Consider the following 17,174-nt stretch of genomic DNA (forward strand, 5'->3'; position numbering starts at 1 on the left):
ATAACGGGTTGCTGAGTAGGTTATTATGTGTAACACCGAAAAGAGCAAATGGTTTTGGAAGGTTTTAAATAAATCCTTTGTAAAATTAATCCATTCAAAAACGATTTGGAAATATGGATTTAAACTGTTGGGGAAGGTTTCTTTGAAAAAATATAACACAGTTTTCAATTATAAAAAAGGGCTTATGAAGACAAAACATCATAAGCCCTTTTTTTAGTTATTGATCTAAACAGTTCAATTTTTTGTTTTTTCCAGCCATAACCAATTAAACCAGAGTGGAAGCTGTTGTTGACTTTTGTAGGTCAAGATATATTTACCCGGTTTATCAAATTTTAATGTTCCGATACGCTTTTCTACAAATTCTTCGGTGTAGTTATTTTCATTTGGTTCGACAACCATTTTATTTGTAGGTTCAAAAGTTCCGCTCAGTTGTTGGCTAGCAACGCTAATTTCGAAGGGAATATTTTCTTTATTGGGATTGTGCGCAGAGAAATCTATCGTATATGATCCGGCCTCTGTAACCGTTACTTCCCAGTCGATCTTCGTATTTCCTGTGAGGAAAGCATGGGTCGGATTTTTGCCGTCATAACGTATGATTTTCAGGTCATTGTTGAGGCTATTGGTTGATTTTAGGGAAAAACCACCAAAAGTGGATTCAGGGACGGTATTTTTGTCCAGTTCCAGGGGACCATCGAAAGTTAATTTTACTTCCGAAACATAATGATCCGGTTGATCCACAGGTAGGTCAATGTGGATTGAGCTCAGTTTCTGCTCATAGTTCAAAGTCGTCGAACTGTTACCTTTCATCATTGCAATATTGGACGGTTTGGATTTGATACCTGTAATACGAAGTTTGTGATCCAATGGCCAGTTAAATACATGCGCATAGACCACCGTTTTATTTTGTTCGGTTTTTGTGGTCAGGTAGCCCCAGTCAAAATGATTGTTTTTTAAAGAAAGACCAGTGGCACCATAGATGCTTTTGCCATAGGTATTTAACCAGGAGCCTACATCATGTAAACGGCTTACACTTTCGTAAGGAACGGTTCCATCGGCTCGGGGGCCAATATTTAGGGTGAATCCACCATTGAGGCTGACATTTGAAATCAATGATTGGAAGATTTGGCTTGTTGATTTCCACTCGTTTTCCTGACCATTATATCCCCAAGAGTGGGCAATGGTACCCGGTGTCTCCCAAGGGTGGGCAATATAGTTGCTGCCAAATTGATTGTCACCAAGGGTTTCGAAATCTACATTTTCTGCATCTGTCGGAAGACCTAGACGTGAATTGATCAGACAGTTCGGTTGCAGCTCGCGGATTAATTTTACGACCTGAAGTAACTGCTCTTTTTTGATGATTGATTTTTGATAAGGGATCCACATATCGAACCATATCAGCGAAATATCGCCGTAGTTACTCATAAGTTCACGGAGCTGTGGTATTACCTTCTCTTGCCAATACTGATTGTATTGGGCATCGGTTACGTGTCCGGATAATTCTTGCTGATGATTCCAGCCATAGGGATGTTCCCAATCGATCCAGTGTGAGTAGTAGAAGCCAAGTTTCATACCATGCTTTTTACAGGCAGCTGCGATTTCTTTGATCACATCGCGGTTGGAGCCACTCAGTTTAGGTAAACTGTACGTTCCCACTTTGGTATCCCAAAGCGCCACACCATCATGATGTTTGGTCGTGATGATCATATATTTCATTCCGGCCTCCTTTGCGAGGAGTACCCATTTTTCCGGATCTATCTTGTTCCAGTCAAAGCGTTTGGCCAAGCTGCCATATTCTTCTTTTGATACACGGTTGCGGTAGCGTAACCATTCCGCATAATTATTCATATACCGTAAAGGTTCACCTTTCCACATACCTTCAGCAGCGCTATATAAGCCCCAGTGGATAAACATGCCAAAACGAGCATCTTTAAACCAGTCCGCCTTTCCATTGTCCTGAGCAAAAAGTCGTATGGAAGCGCTGATCAGTAACAAACATAAGATCGCGATTCTTTTGAGTTGTGGTATCATAAAGGTTGTTGTTGTTTGGATTACAAGATAAGTAAAAAAAAAGACTTGCTAAATCGAATTTTTATTATGTGTATACATTTGAAGACATAAAAAAAAATTATATTTTTATGAAAACCAAAAAAAATATACCGATTAAATAAACTGGAGGCGGGTTCACATTTTGTTAACATGATATTAAAATTTTAATAACCCGTAATTTCTACTTTCGCCACACATTATCAATCATATGAATAAATTTCTAATTCTACCACTGGCGCTTGGGATTGCCTATCAGGGACAAGCATTCCCCGTAAAAAAGCCTTTTTCTTCCATCATCGGAAGCAGTGTCTTTCAGGACCAAATTAAAGGGACAGTTGTCGCGAACAATGGCGTGCCTGTTGCAGGAGTAACAGTTAAAAACGTTCAAACAGGAAAAACAACAGTAACGGATGTTAGGGGACAATTTCAATTGTCCGCCAAACAAGGCGAAACCCTTCGCTTTAGTTCCGTCGGATACAAGTCACTGGATCAACAGGTGACAGGTAATAGCCTGTCAGTTACCCTGACAGAAGATTCCAGTCAACTGGAGGAAGTAGTGGTGGTTGGTTATGGTACGCAACGAAAGAGTACTGTCTCTGGTGCTGTTGCTACAACAGATTTGAAAGGTACAAATAGCCGTTCAATGGCGGGGATAGGGGAAGTATTGCAGGGAAGGACTCCTGGGGTTACAGTAACAGCTGAAGGCGGAGATCCAACATCTAAACCAAGTATCAATATCCGTGGAATGGGCGGTTTGAATGGTCAGCAACCTGTTTATGTCATTGATGGGGTAATTTTTAATGGGGTACCAGATCTGAATCCAAATGATATTCAGGATATCAGTGTTTTGAAAGATGCATCCGCGGCTGTCTATGGAGCCCGTGCTTCTGGTGGTATTATCTTAGTGACAACAAAGAGTGGAAAAGCAGGGGAATTAAAAATTGATTTTGAGGCGAAATATGGATTGCAAAAAGCACATAACCTCCTGCAATCGTTGAATGCGGCAGACCGCGCCATGATTTCCAATTTGGCGGCAGATAATGCGGGTGTAGCACGCGACCCCGCTTTTGATGCAGCAAAATATCCCGATGGGCAGATTACACGTACCGATTGGGTAGACGAGATTTTCCGTACAGCGCGCACACAGGATTATAATCTATCTGCAAGTGCAGGCAATGAAAAGTCTTCTTTTTACACAGGTTTCAACTACCGTAATGCTGAAGGTATATTGATTAATACGTATGGAAAACGCTACAATTTCCGTATAAATTCGCAAACGCAGTTGACACCATGGTTAAAATTGGGCGAAAATATTTCCTATTCCTTTACAAACGGACAGGGGGCAAATACAAGCTCGGGTTATACAGGGGCTGTTTTGTCCGCAATTCATTACCCACGGAATGTATCTGTTTATGATGACGCAGGCAAATTTTCAGGACTTCCAGAAAAGTATGGTCCGGGATCTTATGGAGATGTGATTAATCCGGTGGCCTATTTAAGTCGATTGGACGTGGATAATCCTGTACATAACTTGTTGATCAATCCATATGTAGAACTCAAATTGCTTCCGGGGTTGAAATTTAGATCAAATTTTGCCTACACCAAGCAATTCACCGATTTCAAAGAATTTACAGCACGTATTCCAGAAATTGGAAAACCTAATATGTCCAATTCCCTTACCATAAGAACCGAGCGGTCAACAGATATCTTGGCGGAGCAAACATTGACTTATGAGAAGGATTTTGGCAAACATCATCTTGAGGGCTTGGCCGGATTTATGTATCAACAGACCAAAATGAATTATCAATATGTCATTGGTGAAAACTTTGATGATGAAGCTAAAAACTACCGGTACTTGGTCAATGCAGGTCGTATCCAGCCTGTTGATGATGGTTTGGGAAAAACGGCCTTGTTGTCTTACTTATTGCGTGCAAATTACAATTATGACAACCGTTATATGTTGACGTTGATTGGCCGTCGGGATGGTACTTCCTTGGTCGCTAAAGAGAATCAGTTCCAAAACTATGGGTCGGTTTCTGGAGCCTGGGCGATCCATCGGGAAGCATTTCTCTCGGATTCCGAAGTAATTAATACCCTAAAATTGAGGGCAAGCTATGGTATTTTGGGTGATTTGGCCACATTACCTTCTACAGCAGTTAGTCCTTTACTAAAACGTGTGGACGCTTGGTTTGGAAAAACACCAGCTCTATTACCTGGATATATTCAAGAGGCAATGGGTAATCCGAATTTAACCTGGGCGGAATCCAAACAAACCAATATTGGTTTGGATCTGGGTATTTTGAACAATCGCCTAACCTTAAATGCGGATTATTTTGTTAAGAATACAAGCAATATGATTATGCAAATCACACTTCCAGGTACGACAGGTGTGAAAAATAAATATGTAAATGGTGGTCTTGTAAGAGATAAGGGATTAGAGATCGCCTTGAACTACAGTAGTAAAGCCGATGCGGCATTCCAATATGATGTCAGAGCATCCATCAACAAGATCACGAACAATGTGGAATCTTTGATTGATCAGTATCCAAGTATTCCTTCTCAAGTCGATTATCGCGGAATACTAAAACCTTTACGAACAGAACCTGGACAAGCACTCTATTCATATTATGGTTTGGAGACCGCAGGTCTTTTTAGATCTAATCAAGAAGCTGAGCAATATAAAAACAGTGCCGGAACGAAAATACAACCAAATGCGCAGGCAGGGGATATGAAGTTTGTGGATCAGAATGGCGATGGTATTATAGACGCAAAGGACCGTGTATTTTTAGGAAGTGCTTACCCTGACTTTAACTATGGTGTGACTTTCAATGGTAGCTATAAGAACTTTGACGTCAATATCTTTTTTCAGGGTGTGCAAGGTAATAAGCTGTTCAATGCATTGAAATATACAGGTTTAAATGCAGCATCAGGACAGCCTTATAATATGTTTGAGGAAATAAAAAATGCATATTCAGAGTCCAATCCGAATTCGGATATACCACGTGTTTCTGTAAAAGATCTAAATGGTAATTTCTCTAACGTGTCAGACTTCTACATTGAAAATGGTTCGTATCTACGTTTAAAAAATCTGATCGTTGGTTATACGCTACCGCGGGAATTAACACAAAGGTATAAAATACAGAAGCTGCGATTCTTTGCTTCGGCAACCAACCTGTTTACTGTGACGAAATATACGGGAATGGATCCTGAGGTAGGAATGAACAATTATGGTGTGGATGCGGGTCGTTATCCACAATCACGTACATTCTTGTTTGGAGCGGCTGTTACTTTTTAATCTCAAACTTGGATAAAATAGGGAACTGTTTGGGTTTTTATAATCGAATGGTTCAACTTGATTATCCTGTAAAAAAATACTCCAATGAAAAAAATAACTCGAAATATATGTTTTGCCATGCTTTTAGGAGGCATGGGGGTGTCTTTTCAATCTTGTACGAATAAATTAGATATCCTGCCGGAAGGAGCACCATCTAAGGCTAGCTATTGGAAAACCAAAGAAGATGCCGTAAAAGGGGCTAATGGACTCTACAATCTTTATGATGATGAAGATTTCTATGGTCGTGGATTTGCCTGGTTTCTAAACGCAAGTGATGATATGGTCACTGGAAGAAATAATGCGCAAGCTGAAAATATTCGCACCTTTAATCGCAATTATATCGGTGGTGGCTATACCGAATCACAATGGCAAATGCGCTATGCGATTATCAAACAGGCCAATGAAATCCTACGTTATGTCCCTTCCATCGCTATGGATGAGAAGCTAAAGAACCGCATTTTGGGCGAAGCAAATTTTAATGCAGGTTATATGTATTTCCAATTGGCGGCGAATTATGCGGACGAACGCGCTGGGGTCCCTATTGTTACCGTTGAAAATATGGACAACGAAAAGGCAACACCAAGAGCGGCTAATGTCGAAGAAAATTATCTTCATATTGAAAAGTTGCTCAAGTCAGCCGCTGATCAATTGCCCTTTTTTGATGAGCTAGATGTGGCCGATTATGGTCGTGCACATAAAGTAGCCGCATGGGCAGTTCTTTCCAAAATGTACCTGTATAAGAAAGATTATAAAAACGCTACCCTCTATGCCGATATGGTGATCAATCAGGGCAAACGTGGCTTAGAAAAATCTTTTACGGATGTCTTTAAAGCTGCGAATAACTGGGGGCCAGAGTACATCTGGTCTGTTACAAGTACTCCTGCTGGTACCGATGGCTGGGGATCTATTTTGCCGGGTGTGATGTTGACCAATGGAGCATGGGGATTATACAATGGCTGGGGCTACTATATGCCAACCAAAGAACTTTATGATTCTTATGAAGCAGGTGATGTCCGTAGGGAAGCAACGATCTTGAAGCCGGGGGATAAGTTTATGTTCTTTGGTAGCGAGCGGATATTTGCACCGGCAGGTTCGGCGACTTGTGATATGCAGTTCAACAAATATATGGAGCCTTTCTCGCATCCGTCTCCGATCGGTACTCATGTGAGTCCAAATGGAAATCACATGGCTACGGATCTAAATGTACCTTTGATCCGTTTTGCAGAGATCCTGTTAATTAAAGCCGAATCTCAGATTATGCTGAATGGTGCTGGTGCAGGAGATAAAGAATTGAATATGATCCGTAAACGCGCCAACCTTATCGAAAAAACAGGTATGACATTGGCTGATCTGAAACGCGAACGTCGTAATGAGTTGGCGGGCGAATTTTCAGACCGTCATCGTGACTTAGTACGGTGGGGTGATGCCGAGGCAACGTATGCCAAGCCGCTTCATACCTATGCGATGAAGAATGGTTCAGGCATGCCAATAGAGTTCGCCGGTCGTAAGTTCGACCCAAAAATTCACCATGTTTGGGCAGTACCTCAACAGGAAGTGGATAATAGTGCAGGTTTGATTAAACAGAATCAAGGATGGTAAAAGTTCCAAAAGTCTCCCGAAATAAATTGGGCGGCTTATTGATAATCGCTGGCTTGTGCGGAGGACCTATCTGGTCTTCCGCACAAACACTCAATGAGAAATTTGAGCAGCTGATGTTCAACCGTGAAAAAGGACAGGTAGGGGCGATCAACTATGCTGGACATAGTCATAATGATTACTGGCAGAGTCAGCCTTTCTACACAGCCTATTACGCGGGTATGCAATCCATTGAAGCAGATATTTTCCTGCGCAATGGTAAATTGATGGTTGCGCACGACGCAAAGGAAATCAAAACGGAGAATACGCTCAATGCGCTTTATCTGGATCCTGTCGCTAAGCTATACAGCAAAAATGGCGGAACAGCCTTTGCTGACAAAGCAAAAAAACTACAGTTGCTTATCGACGTCAAAGAAAACTATAAACAGGTATTGCCCGTTCTTGTCAAGGCGCTTGAGCAATATGGTGATCTGTTCAATCCGCTTAAAAATACCAATGCTGTTAAAGTAATCGTGACAGGCGGGAGACCTAAACCAGATGGATTTAAGGATTATCCCAAATGGTTGTTTTTTGATGGCGAAGTCAATTGGAGCTATGATGCAGCGAGCCTAGTACAGACCGGATTGATCAGTGCGGATCTAAAGGATTATACGGATTGGAACGGTAAGGGATTACCCGAAAATATTCCAGCCATCAAAAAGGCGGTTGCCAAAGCTGATTCACTGGGACTCCGTTTTCGTTTTTACGGAACACACGACAGTCCCAATGCCTGGCAACAGCTTATCAATCTCGGCGTGTACTGGATCAATACCGATCATCCCAAGACCTTAGAGTTATTTCTTGATCAGCGTGAACGGTCATCTTTCCAGTCGGCAAAACCACAGGCGATCTATACACCGAGTTTTCAATATGACGGTCAGGACCGTAAGGTGAAGCGGATTCTGCTTTTGATCGGAGATGGAATGGGGCTGGCCGCTGTAAAAGCAGCGACATTGGCCAATGGTGGGGCGCTCAATATGACACAGATCAAAACAGTTGGACTGTCACAGACTGAGGCTTTGAACTCGGATAATACGGACTCCGCTGCCGGAGGTTCCGCCATTGCGGTAGGGCAGAAAGTAAATAATCGTGCTATTGCGGTCGATACCACTGGAAAACCCTTACCTAGTGTTGCAGCGGTACTTGCTGATCAGGGCTGGAAAACCGGCGTGATCAGTATCGGTGATGTGACCGACGCTACTCCCGCAGTCTTCTATGCCCATCAACGGGAACGGAATGAGAGTGAATCCATTCTGGGGCAATTCCAGCATTCCACCATGGATTTTATCCTGGGCGGAAAGCCTGGATGGCTGGAGAAGAAAAATGACTGGAAAGGATATACCGGTGTTTCGATTGTTAAAGATCAGATCAATCAATCCGGTGGTAAGCAGATTGTGTTCCTGTCGGACGAACTTGTAAAGCCCGTAAAAGATGGTCGGCCGGCAATTTTAAAACAGTCTATGCTGGATGGTATAAAGTTTCTGTCCCGCGACAACAAACCATTCTTTCTGATGGCAGAGTCTGCGCAGATTGACTATGCCGGTCATGCGAATGACCTCAAATATTCGGTCATGGAAACATTGGATTTTGACAAAACGATCGAAGAAGCCTTAAAGTTGGCTGATCAGGATCCAGAGATGCTTGTTGTTGTAACTGCAGATCATGAAACTGGCGGACTTACATTGCTCGATTCTGACCGTAAATCAGGACGTGTGATGGTTAATTTTAGCAGCAACGATCATACGAATGCTTTCGTTCCCGTATTTGCTTACGGAGCCCGCTCGTTTTTATTCCGGGGGGTATACGATAATACAGCTATTTTCCATAAACTACTGGAAGCTGCGAGGTAGAAATTTTAATTTCCTTTACACTTTTCGCCCCGTTCGTGCATCATATCACAACGGGGCATTTTTATCCCTTAAGTAATAGCCCGGTTCTGCTCCTCCACCTGAGATTACTCCTTGTACTCTTTTCCGGTATAGATGTCTATGTAATAGTAATTATCTTTATTTTCCGCGCCTTTTACCCGTACCAGCCCACTTGGGTTGATCGTGTCATAGCTTTTGGTCCCGATCTGCTTTTTTGTTTTATTATTGAACAAGGTAAAAGGGCCGTCTTTTTGCGTCTGCAAGGCAAAGATCTGTTGTTTACCATCCAAGATATCAATATACTGAAAATTTGGCGGTAGATCCCATGTTTTAGTCTCGGCATTCCAGAGGCCCATGGTGGGATCCTGCTCTCCTTTTTTGACGTTAATGAGGTATAATGCTTCGGTTTGATAGACGTATTTTATTTTTCCCGTTTTCCAATCTTTTTCAAGGGTGTTCTTTGTAAACAACATATGCTTATCCGGCCAGACCAGATAACCTACCTGATCCAAAATAAAGAAATCCTTAACGTTGATATCATCCAATAAGTTGCCATCATTGTCAAGATAGAGCCAGTCATAAGCCCATACCTCGTGGTCATAATTAAATCTTCCCAAAATAAAGTAAGGTGAATTATTGACAGAATATACGAGAGAAACATCTTTCAGGAAAGCCAACTGGGCTGCAGTAGCCTGTTTGATCTGTTTTGGCAACGCTTTCTCATATTGCGGGAAAACATAGATGGCACCTGTGTTGTAGTCTTTTAACAATTTGGGCACTGTTGGTTTGTAGCGATCCTGATTGATGGAATCCAGCTGTAAGAGCTGGCCATTCCAAAGCAAGTCTATTTTATCTACACCAACCAGATTGGAAAAAATAGGCCGCTTATGTTGAATATCGTAGATCTCAAAACGATTTTCAGCAGGAGGAATATATCGGCCATTTTCCAAAATCATATCAATTTTTGGACTAAGCTTTTTTAGATGCTGGTTTTTTAGTTCATAAAGGGCTCCATTTAGGACGAAATGTTTATCATCCAGATCGTATGCCGCCGAACTGTATTCGTTTTCGTCGTAGGGAACATCTTTGTCCAACAGGATCTGGTCGGTTTCAAGCACACGGATTTCTACCTTAACATAGGTCGCTGTTTTCTTTACGCCACCACCCATGATATTCCAGTTCCAATTCCAGAAGGGCAGTTTTTTCTCATGCTCCAGACGTTTCATGAGCAGCGTGACCTGACCTAGTGGTTGTAACCCAAGGTCTGTATCAGAATAATTTTCGATAAACTCGCCCTTTGAATTAATTAAAGCCTGCTGGTTCTTCTCGTTTGAGACGATAGCGTAGCCAGTGTGGGTAAAAGGTTCGGCTCCATAGAATTTTTGTGTCAGCTGCTTCCGGAGCGAACTGTCCACATAGACGAATTGTTTGTCCGGGGTCTGCATCGGAATCCAATGGATAGATTTTAACGATGAATTTATGGTGGACTCTTGTGCACAGGCTGTCATACAAAGAATGGTTATTAAACCTACTAATATTGATTTGATCATCTTTTTTCTTTTTAATTGAAAGCGTTTGCTGCTAAAAGAGCAACGAAAAGTTTCGTATATACTCATTATGCCAATGCAACGCTTTATGACAGGATTCATGTTAAATACAGGGATCCTGAGGCTAAAGTAGTCGAAAATTGCCTTTTGAAAAATAGCCGAATTCAGTGATTATGAAGCGACTTGATTGGTTGCTGGACAGCCATATTAAGCCCGTTTGCCCCTGCATTATTTTTTTGATGAGCCGATTAAATTGGTTAATCGGCTCAAAATTTGCTCATATTTGAGCCGATTAGAGTTTAGGAACGACTCAAATGCACGACCGCAAAAAAGTATATGTCCATTGCGAAGACCTCAAAAGCTACTGCAACAAGGGATCTGCAATACCTGCAAGAGCAAGGTATAGTTGAACAAATTGGGCTTGGAAGATCCGTACGTTATGAACTTGTACTTCGTTAAACGACCGGTTTTAAAATAATAGATTCAAGCGATACCCTTATTTCTTCTCTACCGGAATAAGTTCTGCCCCTCCCTCTTTGGGTCGGTACCAGTACTTGTTGCCCAGATCATCTTCAAAATCGTGGTTTACTTTTGCTTTATCTACAGGTCTGAAGCTTCTGACATCGGGCCCTTCAAAGATTTTATTGCCGACGAAAATATGTCTGGCGTCTTTGGCGACAGCGCGTTCAAGGACTTCAAAAGTTTTTGGGTCCGCTTCCGCAAATAGCTGTTGGTTATAATAAATATGATTCTTGTCACCGGACCAAAAAGAGTTTCCACCAATGCCTTCCAATAGTTTAAAACTGGCGGCATCGACATCCATGAATTCAAATTTCTTTCCTTCAATGAGAACCAGTTGATCAATGATTACCGTTTTTCTATCAAGTAATTTGATGTTATTGGTCGAAGGTAAATCCGTTTCGAGCACACCCATACCCTTATAGGGTTGGTAATAAAGTAATTTTTTTCCATCCAAAATGATGTATTCGTCGTTGAGCACATCAATCTTATCCGTTGTGTAATTGAGCGGATTGATACTTTTCTGTGTGACCACATAGAGTCTATTTTTGTCTTTTACAAAATTTTCGTTCAAAATTTTAAATGAAGCATAGTCAACCGCTAATTGTTGGAAATTGTAGAAATAATGTGATTTATCTTTCGCTAGGGATGCGATCGTATCGTACAAGGTAATATACGTTTCGGGATCAGCATCCGTAATAGCAATGAGTTGTTGCTCGCTACATTTTCGTGTAGTTGAAGTCGTCGAACCATCGAAAACGAATACATGAGATTGATCAACGGGAATATTTCCTTTCAATCGAAAAGTTTTTGTGTCTACGAATTGTTGTGGACAGCCCATTACATAGATATTGTCTTTATCACGTGCATAGATTCCTCTGATCACAGAAAAGCTATTTACATCTGCATCCGTCTTTCTTGAACCACGTTCAAAACCATTGCCTCCGGGGATAAAATAGATCGCTCCACTTTTTTTATAGTAGTCTTCAGACAAAGGACTGACCTGCTCTTTGCAGGAAAAGAACAAACCTATACATGTGCTGATAATTCCCATTTTAAAAATATGCTTCATAATTACCTTTGAATGATCTACTAGGTTCTGATTATTTAGGTGTGACTATTCTTGAATATAATGAACAGCATAGTCTATCCAGTCGGGGATGGACTCGTCCAAATAGATGTCGGGCTGTACACCGATATTGTCGATAGGATATTGTGGTAAGCGAGCTGATCTGTATGTTGGCAACAGCAATTGATAATTATCGCAGCCGAATTTAAATTCCCGTATGGAACCATAATCCAGGGCACCCATACTGGGCGTACCCATGATCTTTACTTTTTTGCTTTGACGACAGCTGAATAAGAAATTTTCACCTGAACTGGCTACATTCCTGTTAGCTAGAATAATAACTTGGGTCGGGCTTTTCTTATGGAGTACGATCGTATCGATAAGTACTTTTTTGTCACCATAGAGCACAAATTTTCCGATATTATCTTTGTATTCTTTTAGATCGTCCTCTATCTTTTTCGCTTCTGAAATAGAGTCCGTCCCCGGTTTCATATTTTTAAGAGCATAGTCCCGTAGGCCATTAATCAGGGTATGGGTGGCAAAAAATTCAACACTCATAATCCGTATCGGATTGGTCAGGACATAAGGTAAAATGGGCTGGTATACATCATCCGTTCCTCCGCCGTTATTCCTGATGTCAATAATCAAGCCCTTACTATTTTCAATCTGTTCCTTATGTTTGACTATTAAATCCTTTACTGGAGTGATATTTTCATAGGCAAAACTGCCGATCTTAATATAGAAAACCTCGGGATTAATTGCCTTGGCGATCACTTCTTCTTCAGGTTCAGCCGGACTCGCCATAGTTTCGGAGACTTTCTTCCGTGCTACAGTCAATGATCTTAAAACAATGTGCTCATCCTGAAAAAAGTTGAGATACTCCTGCAAAAGAGTTACGCATGCTTCATTTTTTGCGTTGAGACTTTTTTTATTCAGAATACTCTTTTTGGCTTGGTATAAATCGTTGTGCTGTTTTACTTTTTCTGGAAAGCCTGGATATTCTGTTTCGATTTTACTGATCAATTGTTTGAGTGCCTGTGAACAGTTGCAGCTCGTCTGACCGTATATCGGATAGATCAAAAACGAAATACAACAGAATAAAAGTATTTTTTTAAAGGTCATTTGTCGGTTTATTAAACTTTAGTACTTCTTAATAATAGTAATATTTTACTGTATTTTAAAAATACAACACATCGGCGATGTAAGCGATAGAAGTTTACGATTCGCTTAGCGTTATTTATAATTCGTTTACATCCGATTGTTGGGCGGGAAGGACTGATCCTATTTATCAGATTTGTTCTGCGCAATTGGGACTTAAATTTAGTAATAATTTAGAAAACAGTTGCCTGTCCAAGGGGAAGGAATATGAGAGTTGTTAAGGTCGGATTAGGCACCCTTACAGTAGTGTTTAAGTATTGATAAAGTATAGATTAAGTATTGCTATAGTATTTGTACAATATAGATTTTGGATAGCTAGCCAGTGTTATTTCGGTGCTGTAGTTGGCCTGCTGGTCTACTATGATTACCTGTGATAAAGGGTGGTTATCTTTTTGTATAACTGAAAGACTATTATTCTTAATAATATTTGTTTTTTATATTATTAATTATTACGTTTGTATGTATAAACTATACTTTTGTATCGTAATGGTGTTTTTGTTTATATAGCACAGATGCCTTACCTGTAGCTTAGTCGGCAAGCAGGTAAGTATTTTTTCGCGGTCAAGTTGAAACTTCGATACAATTGTTTTCATTGCCGGCCTTTTCTTAATAAACCAAGGTGCAAACGTGTATGCATGCTGCCTGTTGATTTTATCTTTAATCATCTTGGTTGTCTTTCTATGTTTTTTACAAAATAACTGTTTATTATTTGCAATAATAGTCTTTAACTGTTTGTTGTACTGATGACTATCCATTGTGGATTTTATAACCCTTAAATCATTTATTATGGAAATTAATAGTCAGTTGATTATTGAACGTTTATCCCTGCGTATGGATCTCGATCGTATTTCTTTCTTCAAATATCAGTTTTTAAATCAGGAACACCATCACTTACTTTTAGCGCTTAAGCCTGTGAGTGGGCTTTCCACCAAGACGCTGAAGCCTATTGTGGAGTTATGTCTGATGGATCAGGAGAATATTACCTATGAGATTGTTTTAATTGGGGATTTGAAGAATAAAATAAAGATCGGTAGCATATATTATGCCTATGCTTCGTTGCCTAAGCATATCATTTTTCTTGCTGATGGAAAAAATAATAAGCTGCAGGGACATAAAGAATTGCGAAGTGCATTGGAACTCGCTGAGGAATATTATAAGAAAATACTGCCTTTATCAGCCGATTTTCTAAAGGGAGCGGAAGCTTTTGCTGCTGCAGGAAACTACCTTAAGGCGTCATTTATGCTGCATCAGGGGCTGGAAAATCACTTAAAGTTGTTGCAGATTATGGTCGAAGGGAGAGCGAATAATGTACACCGGTTAAATAATAGAATTAGAAATCTAAGCGAGCATTTTGCGACACTGGATGCGCATTTTATAGGCGATAATGAACTGGCAAGAGAGCGCTTTAAATTGTTAGATGGAGCCTTTGATGCAGTAAAGCAAAATAAGGAATTGGAAATTTCGGCTTTTGATGCCTCCTGCCTATATGATCATAGTAGGTTAATGTTGGATGCGATCGATCAATTATTTCACTATTTTATAGGGGCTCTTCGTGCTGAATATGAGCAGATCACGGCCACACAGATCGATATTCCGCAAGCAGAGAAGGAGCCAGCAGTTACCACCGGCCCGGAAACAATCAAAAAGATGGCAACTCCGCCCGCTGACAAGAAGACTGTAACCACAGCACAGCTGGCTGTTTCAAATAATCCTATTTTCCAATCTTTCCCTTGGCCGGAGCGGTATCAATCCGATATACAACAGCTGCTTAATAAAATTTATAGGGACAATCAGCCTGAGCAAATTATGTTGCTTAACTATTATGTGAGCAATGCCAATGGAAACGGATTGTTCGACTATCCGCCAAAAGATATTGGTAGCGCAACACTCTATTTGGTTGTCATTAAAAAACGGATTGGATCGACTCATTTTCGTAAAGTTTCTTTTGGTCGGGTTACAGCCGTTATTTCATTTTTAAACACCAGTTTTATTGAAACAAAACTGAACAAGGGGAGCCGCTTCTCGAATACAATCTGGAATGACTCTATCGTCCTCTTCCGTGATCCAAATTATAAACCTTGCTACTTTGTCAAGCCGATAGCTTGGTCTGATACTTTATTGAAAGCTGCAAATTGTTGTGAACGTAATTCAAAACTTATGCAGGATCTGGTACAACTTTTTATTGAAGAACATATTTCGAGCAGGTTATTGGCTGTCTCCTTGCTTAACCAACTGCTATCGATTGGACTGTATAGCTATCTCTATCTGCGCATCGGTCATGCTCCAAACAATGCCAATTTGGAAGAGCTGATCGATTGGACTTGTATCTGTGACAGTAGGTTGAAAGAATTCTTTGTGCCTAAAAATAATATCGATGGTGTACTAAATGCCGAATTAATTCGGCAGACGAAATCAAGGATCTACGAGCTACCTCCCGAACTGGCCCAATTGGACATGAGCATTTTTAGTGCGAAAGCAAGTGATATTGGCAATATTTTCCTGGATCTCTGCGAACAGAGTCTGAAATATATGGAAGCGAAATCGGGGCTGATAGTAAATCGAAATTAAAGGAAGATGGATAATGTAACTACCAACCCTGTAATTGGAAAATTTCGAGCTGAATTTTCTATGGATTATGCAGGCACAATTTATCTTTTGATACTGAATCGGATAAGTAGTGGCTATACCCGAGAAGAGCTGGCCTTTTTAATGGGGAAAGATGAAAACTATATCAAGGATATGGAGGAATTAAAAATTCCCATTAGAAATCTGGAGGTCATGGCTCATCTCCATTGGGTATTTGATCAAGGAAAATTGGAGATCGATGTATTTGATAGTCGATCCGCTTATCTGTTTGAAATGTCCATCTGGGAGGAAGAAGGTGTCCGCTATTATCAAATGGAATATTTTATCAATGGGGTGGAGACCATCGTTTTTTTTCGACTTATGGAAGCAATAAATAAAGATAAATTTCGTGATGCTGAAACAATTGAAATAGATCGCCTTGCTACGGAGTTGCTGCTGATGAGTTTACTGGAAGAGGGGCACTTTAAGAAATATTGTACGGCTCTTCAGCTCTGGCGTTGCGCTAAAAAAAATATCGGGGACGGAATTCGGGTAAACATTTTAATGCAAGCACTTAAGACCATGGTAGGAAAGAAAGGGGTAGCACCTCTTCGTAAATCTAAGGCCAGAAGTTTTGGTTACCGCTATATTCAACACAAATAGAAAAATGGAAGATATGCAATCTGTACCTCTAGTGGTACCTCGGAATTTTAAGCTGATCTGCGAACTCTTTGGTATAGCGGTTCCTGCATTTATACAGCTTTTTTTGGATCATTACTCTTTTATGGATCAAAATTTTACAGATAAATCAAGCTACAATCTTGTCACCAAGGGTATTCGCTTTATTGATGATAAGTTAAAGCTGGGAACAGATCCTCTTCCTACCAAATTGGACAAAGGGGAAAAGGAGCGTGGTACAAAATTGATACAACGCCAGGTGAAATTGGGCCTAAATAGAAATTACAGTACCACGGAACGTCGGAATAGGGGGCGTGTAATCACAGGGCAAATTTATGATATCTTATCAAAAGGAAGGAAAATGAAAGATATCATTTATCTGGATGAAAATACCTGTTTCAAACTGAGCAAGGACTTCTTATTGACCTGCATTCTAAACAATACGCATCCGTCTCATTATATCAATGGGATGATGAAGCTGGTTTCCATACCGGGTTATCTTGCTGTACTTCATTTGGATGAAGGCGAATATAATCCCATTCTTGGATTTGTTATTCGGGTTCATGATGGGTATGGTCATATTGTCGATTTGGAATACCGTAATTCAGCCAGATTCAAAAATTTTATTATGGAGATTCAGGAGTTGAACAAACGGTATTTTTTTTATCGTGGGCTTGAGCAGCGGGTTGCGATCTATCAGCGATGGCTGGATGATTTTTTGGAAAATAGAGTGGAGGATAACACATTATAACAAA

The 17,174-nt window shown here is 40.5% G+C and carries 11 protein-coding genes; 7 read left to right on the top strand and 4 right to left on the bottom strand.

Annotated elements, in window-relative coordinates:
* Nucleotides 1–234: 234 nt before the first annotated feature.
* The gene (locus tag ABFX33_RS09385) at nucleotides 235–2,028 is read right to left on the bottom strand and encodes an alpha-L-fucosidase (RefSeq protein WP_346085693.1); all 1,794 of its coding nucleotides are present in this window, start codon (nucleotides 2,026–2,028) and stop codon (nucleotides 235–237) included.
* 226 nt (nucleotides 2,029–2,254) lie between these two features.
* Between ABFX33_RS09385 and ABFX33_RS09390 the strand changes: the two genes are divergently transcribed.
* From ABFX33_RS09390 to ABFX33_RS09400, 3 genes are all read left to right on the top strand, one after another.
* A complete protein-coding gene (locus tag ABFX33_RS09390) occupies nucleotides 2,255–5,341 on the top strand; it encodes a SusC/RagA family TonB-linked outer membrane protein (RefSeq protein WP_346085695.1) in 3,087 nt (1,028 codons plus the stop codon).
* A gap of 84 nt (nucleotides 5,342–5,425) precedes the next feature.
* Nucleotides 5,426–6,979, top strand: a complete 1,554-nt coding sequence (locus tag ABFX33_RS09395) for a RagB/SusD family nutrient uptake outer membrane protein (RefSeq protein WP_346085697.1) — start codon at nucleotides 5,426–5,428, stop codon at nucleotides 6,977–6,979.
* Nucleotides 6,973–8,865 carry an alkaline phosphatase gene (locus tag ABFX33_RS09400; RefSeq protein ID WP_346085698.1) on the top strand — a complete coding sequence of 631 codons (1,893 nt, stop codon included), beginning with the start codon at nucleotides 6,973–6,975 and terminating at the stop codon, nucleotides 8,863–8,865. The genes ABFX33_RS09395 and ABFX33_RS09400 overlap by 7 nt, the downstream gene beginning before the upstream one ends.
* 104 nt (nucleotides 8,866–8,969) lie before the next feature.
* Here ABFX33_RS09400 and ABFX33_RS09405 read toward each other — a convergent pair whose 3' ends face one another.
* Nucleotides 8,970–10,433 (bottom strand): hypothetical protein, encoded by a 1,464-nt coding sequence (locus ABFX33_RS09405; RefSeq protein WP_346085700.1) that lies wholly within the window; start codon nucleotides 10,431–10,433, stop codon nucleotides 8,970–8,972.
* A gap of 333 nt (nucleotides 10,434–10,766) precedes the next feature.
* Here ABFX33_RS09405 and ABFX33_RS09410 point away from each other — a divergent pair, with 333 nt between their 5' ends.
* Nucleotides 10,767–10,889 carry a DeoR family transcriptional regulator gene (locus ABFX33_RS09410; protein WP_346085702.1) on the top strand — a complete coding sequence of 41 codons (123 nt, stop codon included), beginning with the start codon at nucleotides 10,767–10,769 and terminating at the stop codon, nucleotides 10,887–10,889.
* Between the two features lie 37 nt (nucleotides 10,890–10,926).
* Here ABFX33_RS09410 and ABFX33_RS09415 read toward each other — a convergent pair whose 3' ends face one another.
* Together ABFX33_RS09415 and ABFX33_RS09420 are read right to left on the bottom strand one after the other, a co-directional pair.
* Nucleotides 10,927–12,021, bottom strand: coding sequence for a DKNYY domain-containing protein (locus ABFX33_RS09415; protein WP_346085703.1), 1,095 nt, complete (start codon nucleotides 12,019–12,021; stop codon nucleotides 10,927–10,929).
* Nucleotides 12,022–12,066: 45 nt separating this feature from the next.
* Complete coding sequence (locus ABFX33_RS09420) at nucleotides 12,067–13,140, bottom strand: S41 family peptidase (protein WP_346085705.1); 1,074 nt, start codon at nucleotides 13,138–13,140, stop codon at nucleotides 12,067–12,069.
* An 822-nt stretch (nucleotides 13,141–13,962) separates the two neighbouring features.
* Here ABFX33_RS09420 and ABFX33_RS09425 point away from each other — a divergent pair.
* Genes ABFX33_RS09425 through ABFX33_RS09435 form a run of 3 tightly spaced genes read left to right on the top strand, consistent with a single transcriptional unit; the run spans nucleotide 13,963 to nucleotide 17,170 of the window.
* Complete coding sequence (locus tag ABFX33_RS09425; RefSeq protein ID WP_346085707.1) at nucleotides 13,963–15,744, top strand: hypothetical protein; 1,782 nt, start codon at nucleotides 13,963–13,965, stop codon at nucleotides 15,742–15,744.
* Between the two features lie 6 nt (nucleotides 15,745–15,750).
* On the top strand, nucleotides 15,751–16,404 hold the full coding sequence (locus ABFX33_RS09430; RefSeq protein ID WP_346085709.1) for a hypothetical protein: 654 nt from the start codon (nucleotides 15,751–15,753) through the stop codon (nucleotides 16,402–16,404).
* 4 nt (nucleotides 16,405–16,408) lie between these two features.
* Nucleotides 16,409–17,170 (top strand): hypothetical protein, encoded by a 762-nt coding sequence (locus ABFX33_RS09435; protein ID WP_346085711.1) that lies wholly within the window; start codon nucleotides 16,409–16,411, stop codon nucleotides 17,168–17,170.
* Nucleotides 17,171–17,174: the final 4 nt, after the last annotated feature.

The sequence above is a fragment of the Sphingobacterium ginsenosidimutans genome, assembly GCF_039536865.1.
Taxonomy (GTDB): Bacteria; Bacteroidota; Bacteroidia; order Sphingobacteriales; family Sphingobacteriaceae; genus Sphingobacterium; species Sphingobacterium detergens.

What these genes read in the sequence shown, in the direction of transcription:
- ABFX33_RS09420 (WP_346085705.1), bottom strand. Translation starts at nt 13,140, where the DNA reads ATGACCTTTAAAAAAATACTTTTATTCTGTTGTATTTCGTTTTTGATC.
- ABFX33_RS09385 (WP_346085693.1), bottom strand. Translation starts at nt 2,028, where the DNA reads ATGATACCACAACTCAAAAGAATCGCGATCTTATGTTTGTTACTGATC.
- ABFX33_RS09425 (WP_346085707.1), top strand. Translation starts at nt 13,963, where the DNA reads ATGGAAATTAATAGTCAGTTGATTATTGAACGTTTATCCCTGCGTATG.
- ABFX33_RS09390 (WP_346085695.1), top strand. Translation starts at nt 2,255, where the DNA reads ATGAATAAATTTCTAATTCTACCACTGGCGCTTGGGATTGCCTATCAG.
- ABFX33_RS09410 (WP_346085702.1), top strand. Translation starts at nt 10,767, where the DNA reads ATGTCCATTGCGAAGACCTCAAAAGCTACTGCAACAAGGGATCTGCAA.
- ABFX33_RS09395 (WP_346085697.1), top strand. Translation starts at nt 5,426, where the DNA reads ATGAAAAAAATAACTCGAAATATATGTTTTGCCATGCTTTTAGGAGGC.
- ABFX33_RS09435 (WP_346085711.1), top strand. Translation starts at nt 16,409, where the DNA reads ATGGAAGATATGCAATCTGTACCTCTAGTGGTACCTCGGAATTTTAAG.
- ABFX33_RS09415 (WP_346085703.1), bottom strand. Translation starts at nt 12,021, where the DNA reads ATGAAGCATATTTTTAAAATGGGAATTATCAGCACATGTATAGGTTTG.
- ABFX33_RS09400 (WP_346085698.1), top strand. Translation starts at nt 6,973, where the DNA reads ATGGTAAAAGTTCCAAAAGTCTCCCGAAATAAATTGGGCGGCTTATTG.
- ABFX33_RS09405 (WP_346085700.1), bottom strand. Translation starts at nt 10,433, where the DNA reads ATGATCAAATCAATATTAGTAGGTTTAATAACCATTCTTTGTATGACA.
- ABFX33_RS09430 (WP_346085709.1), top strand. Translation starts at nt 15,751, where the DNA reads ATGGATAATGTAACTACCAACCCTGTAATTGGAAAATTTCGAGCTGAA.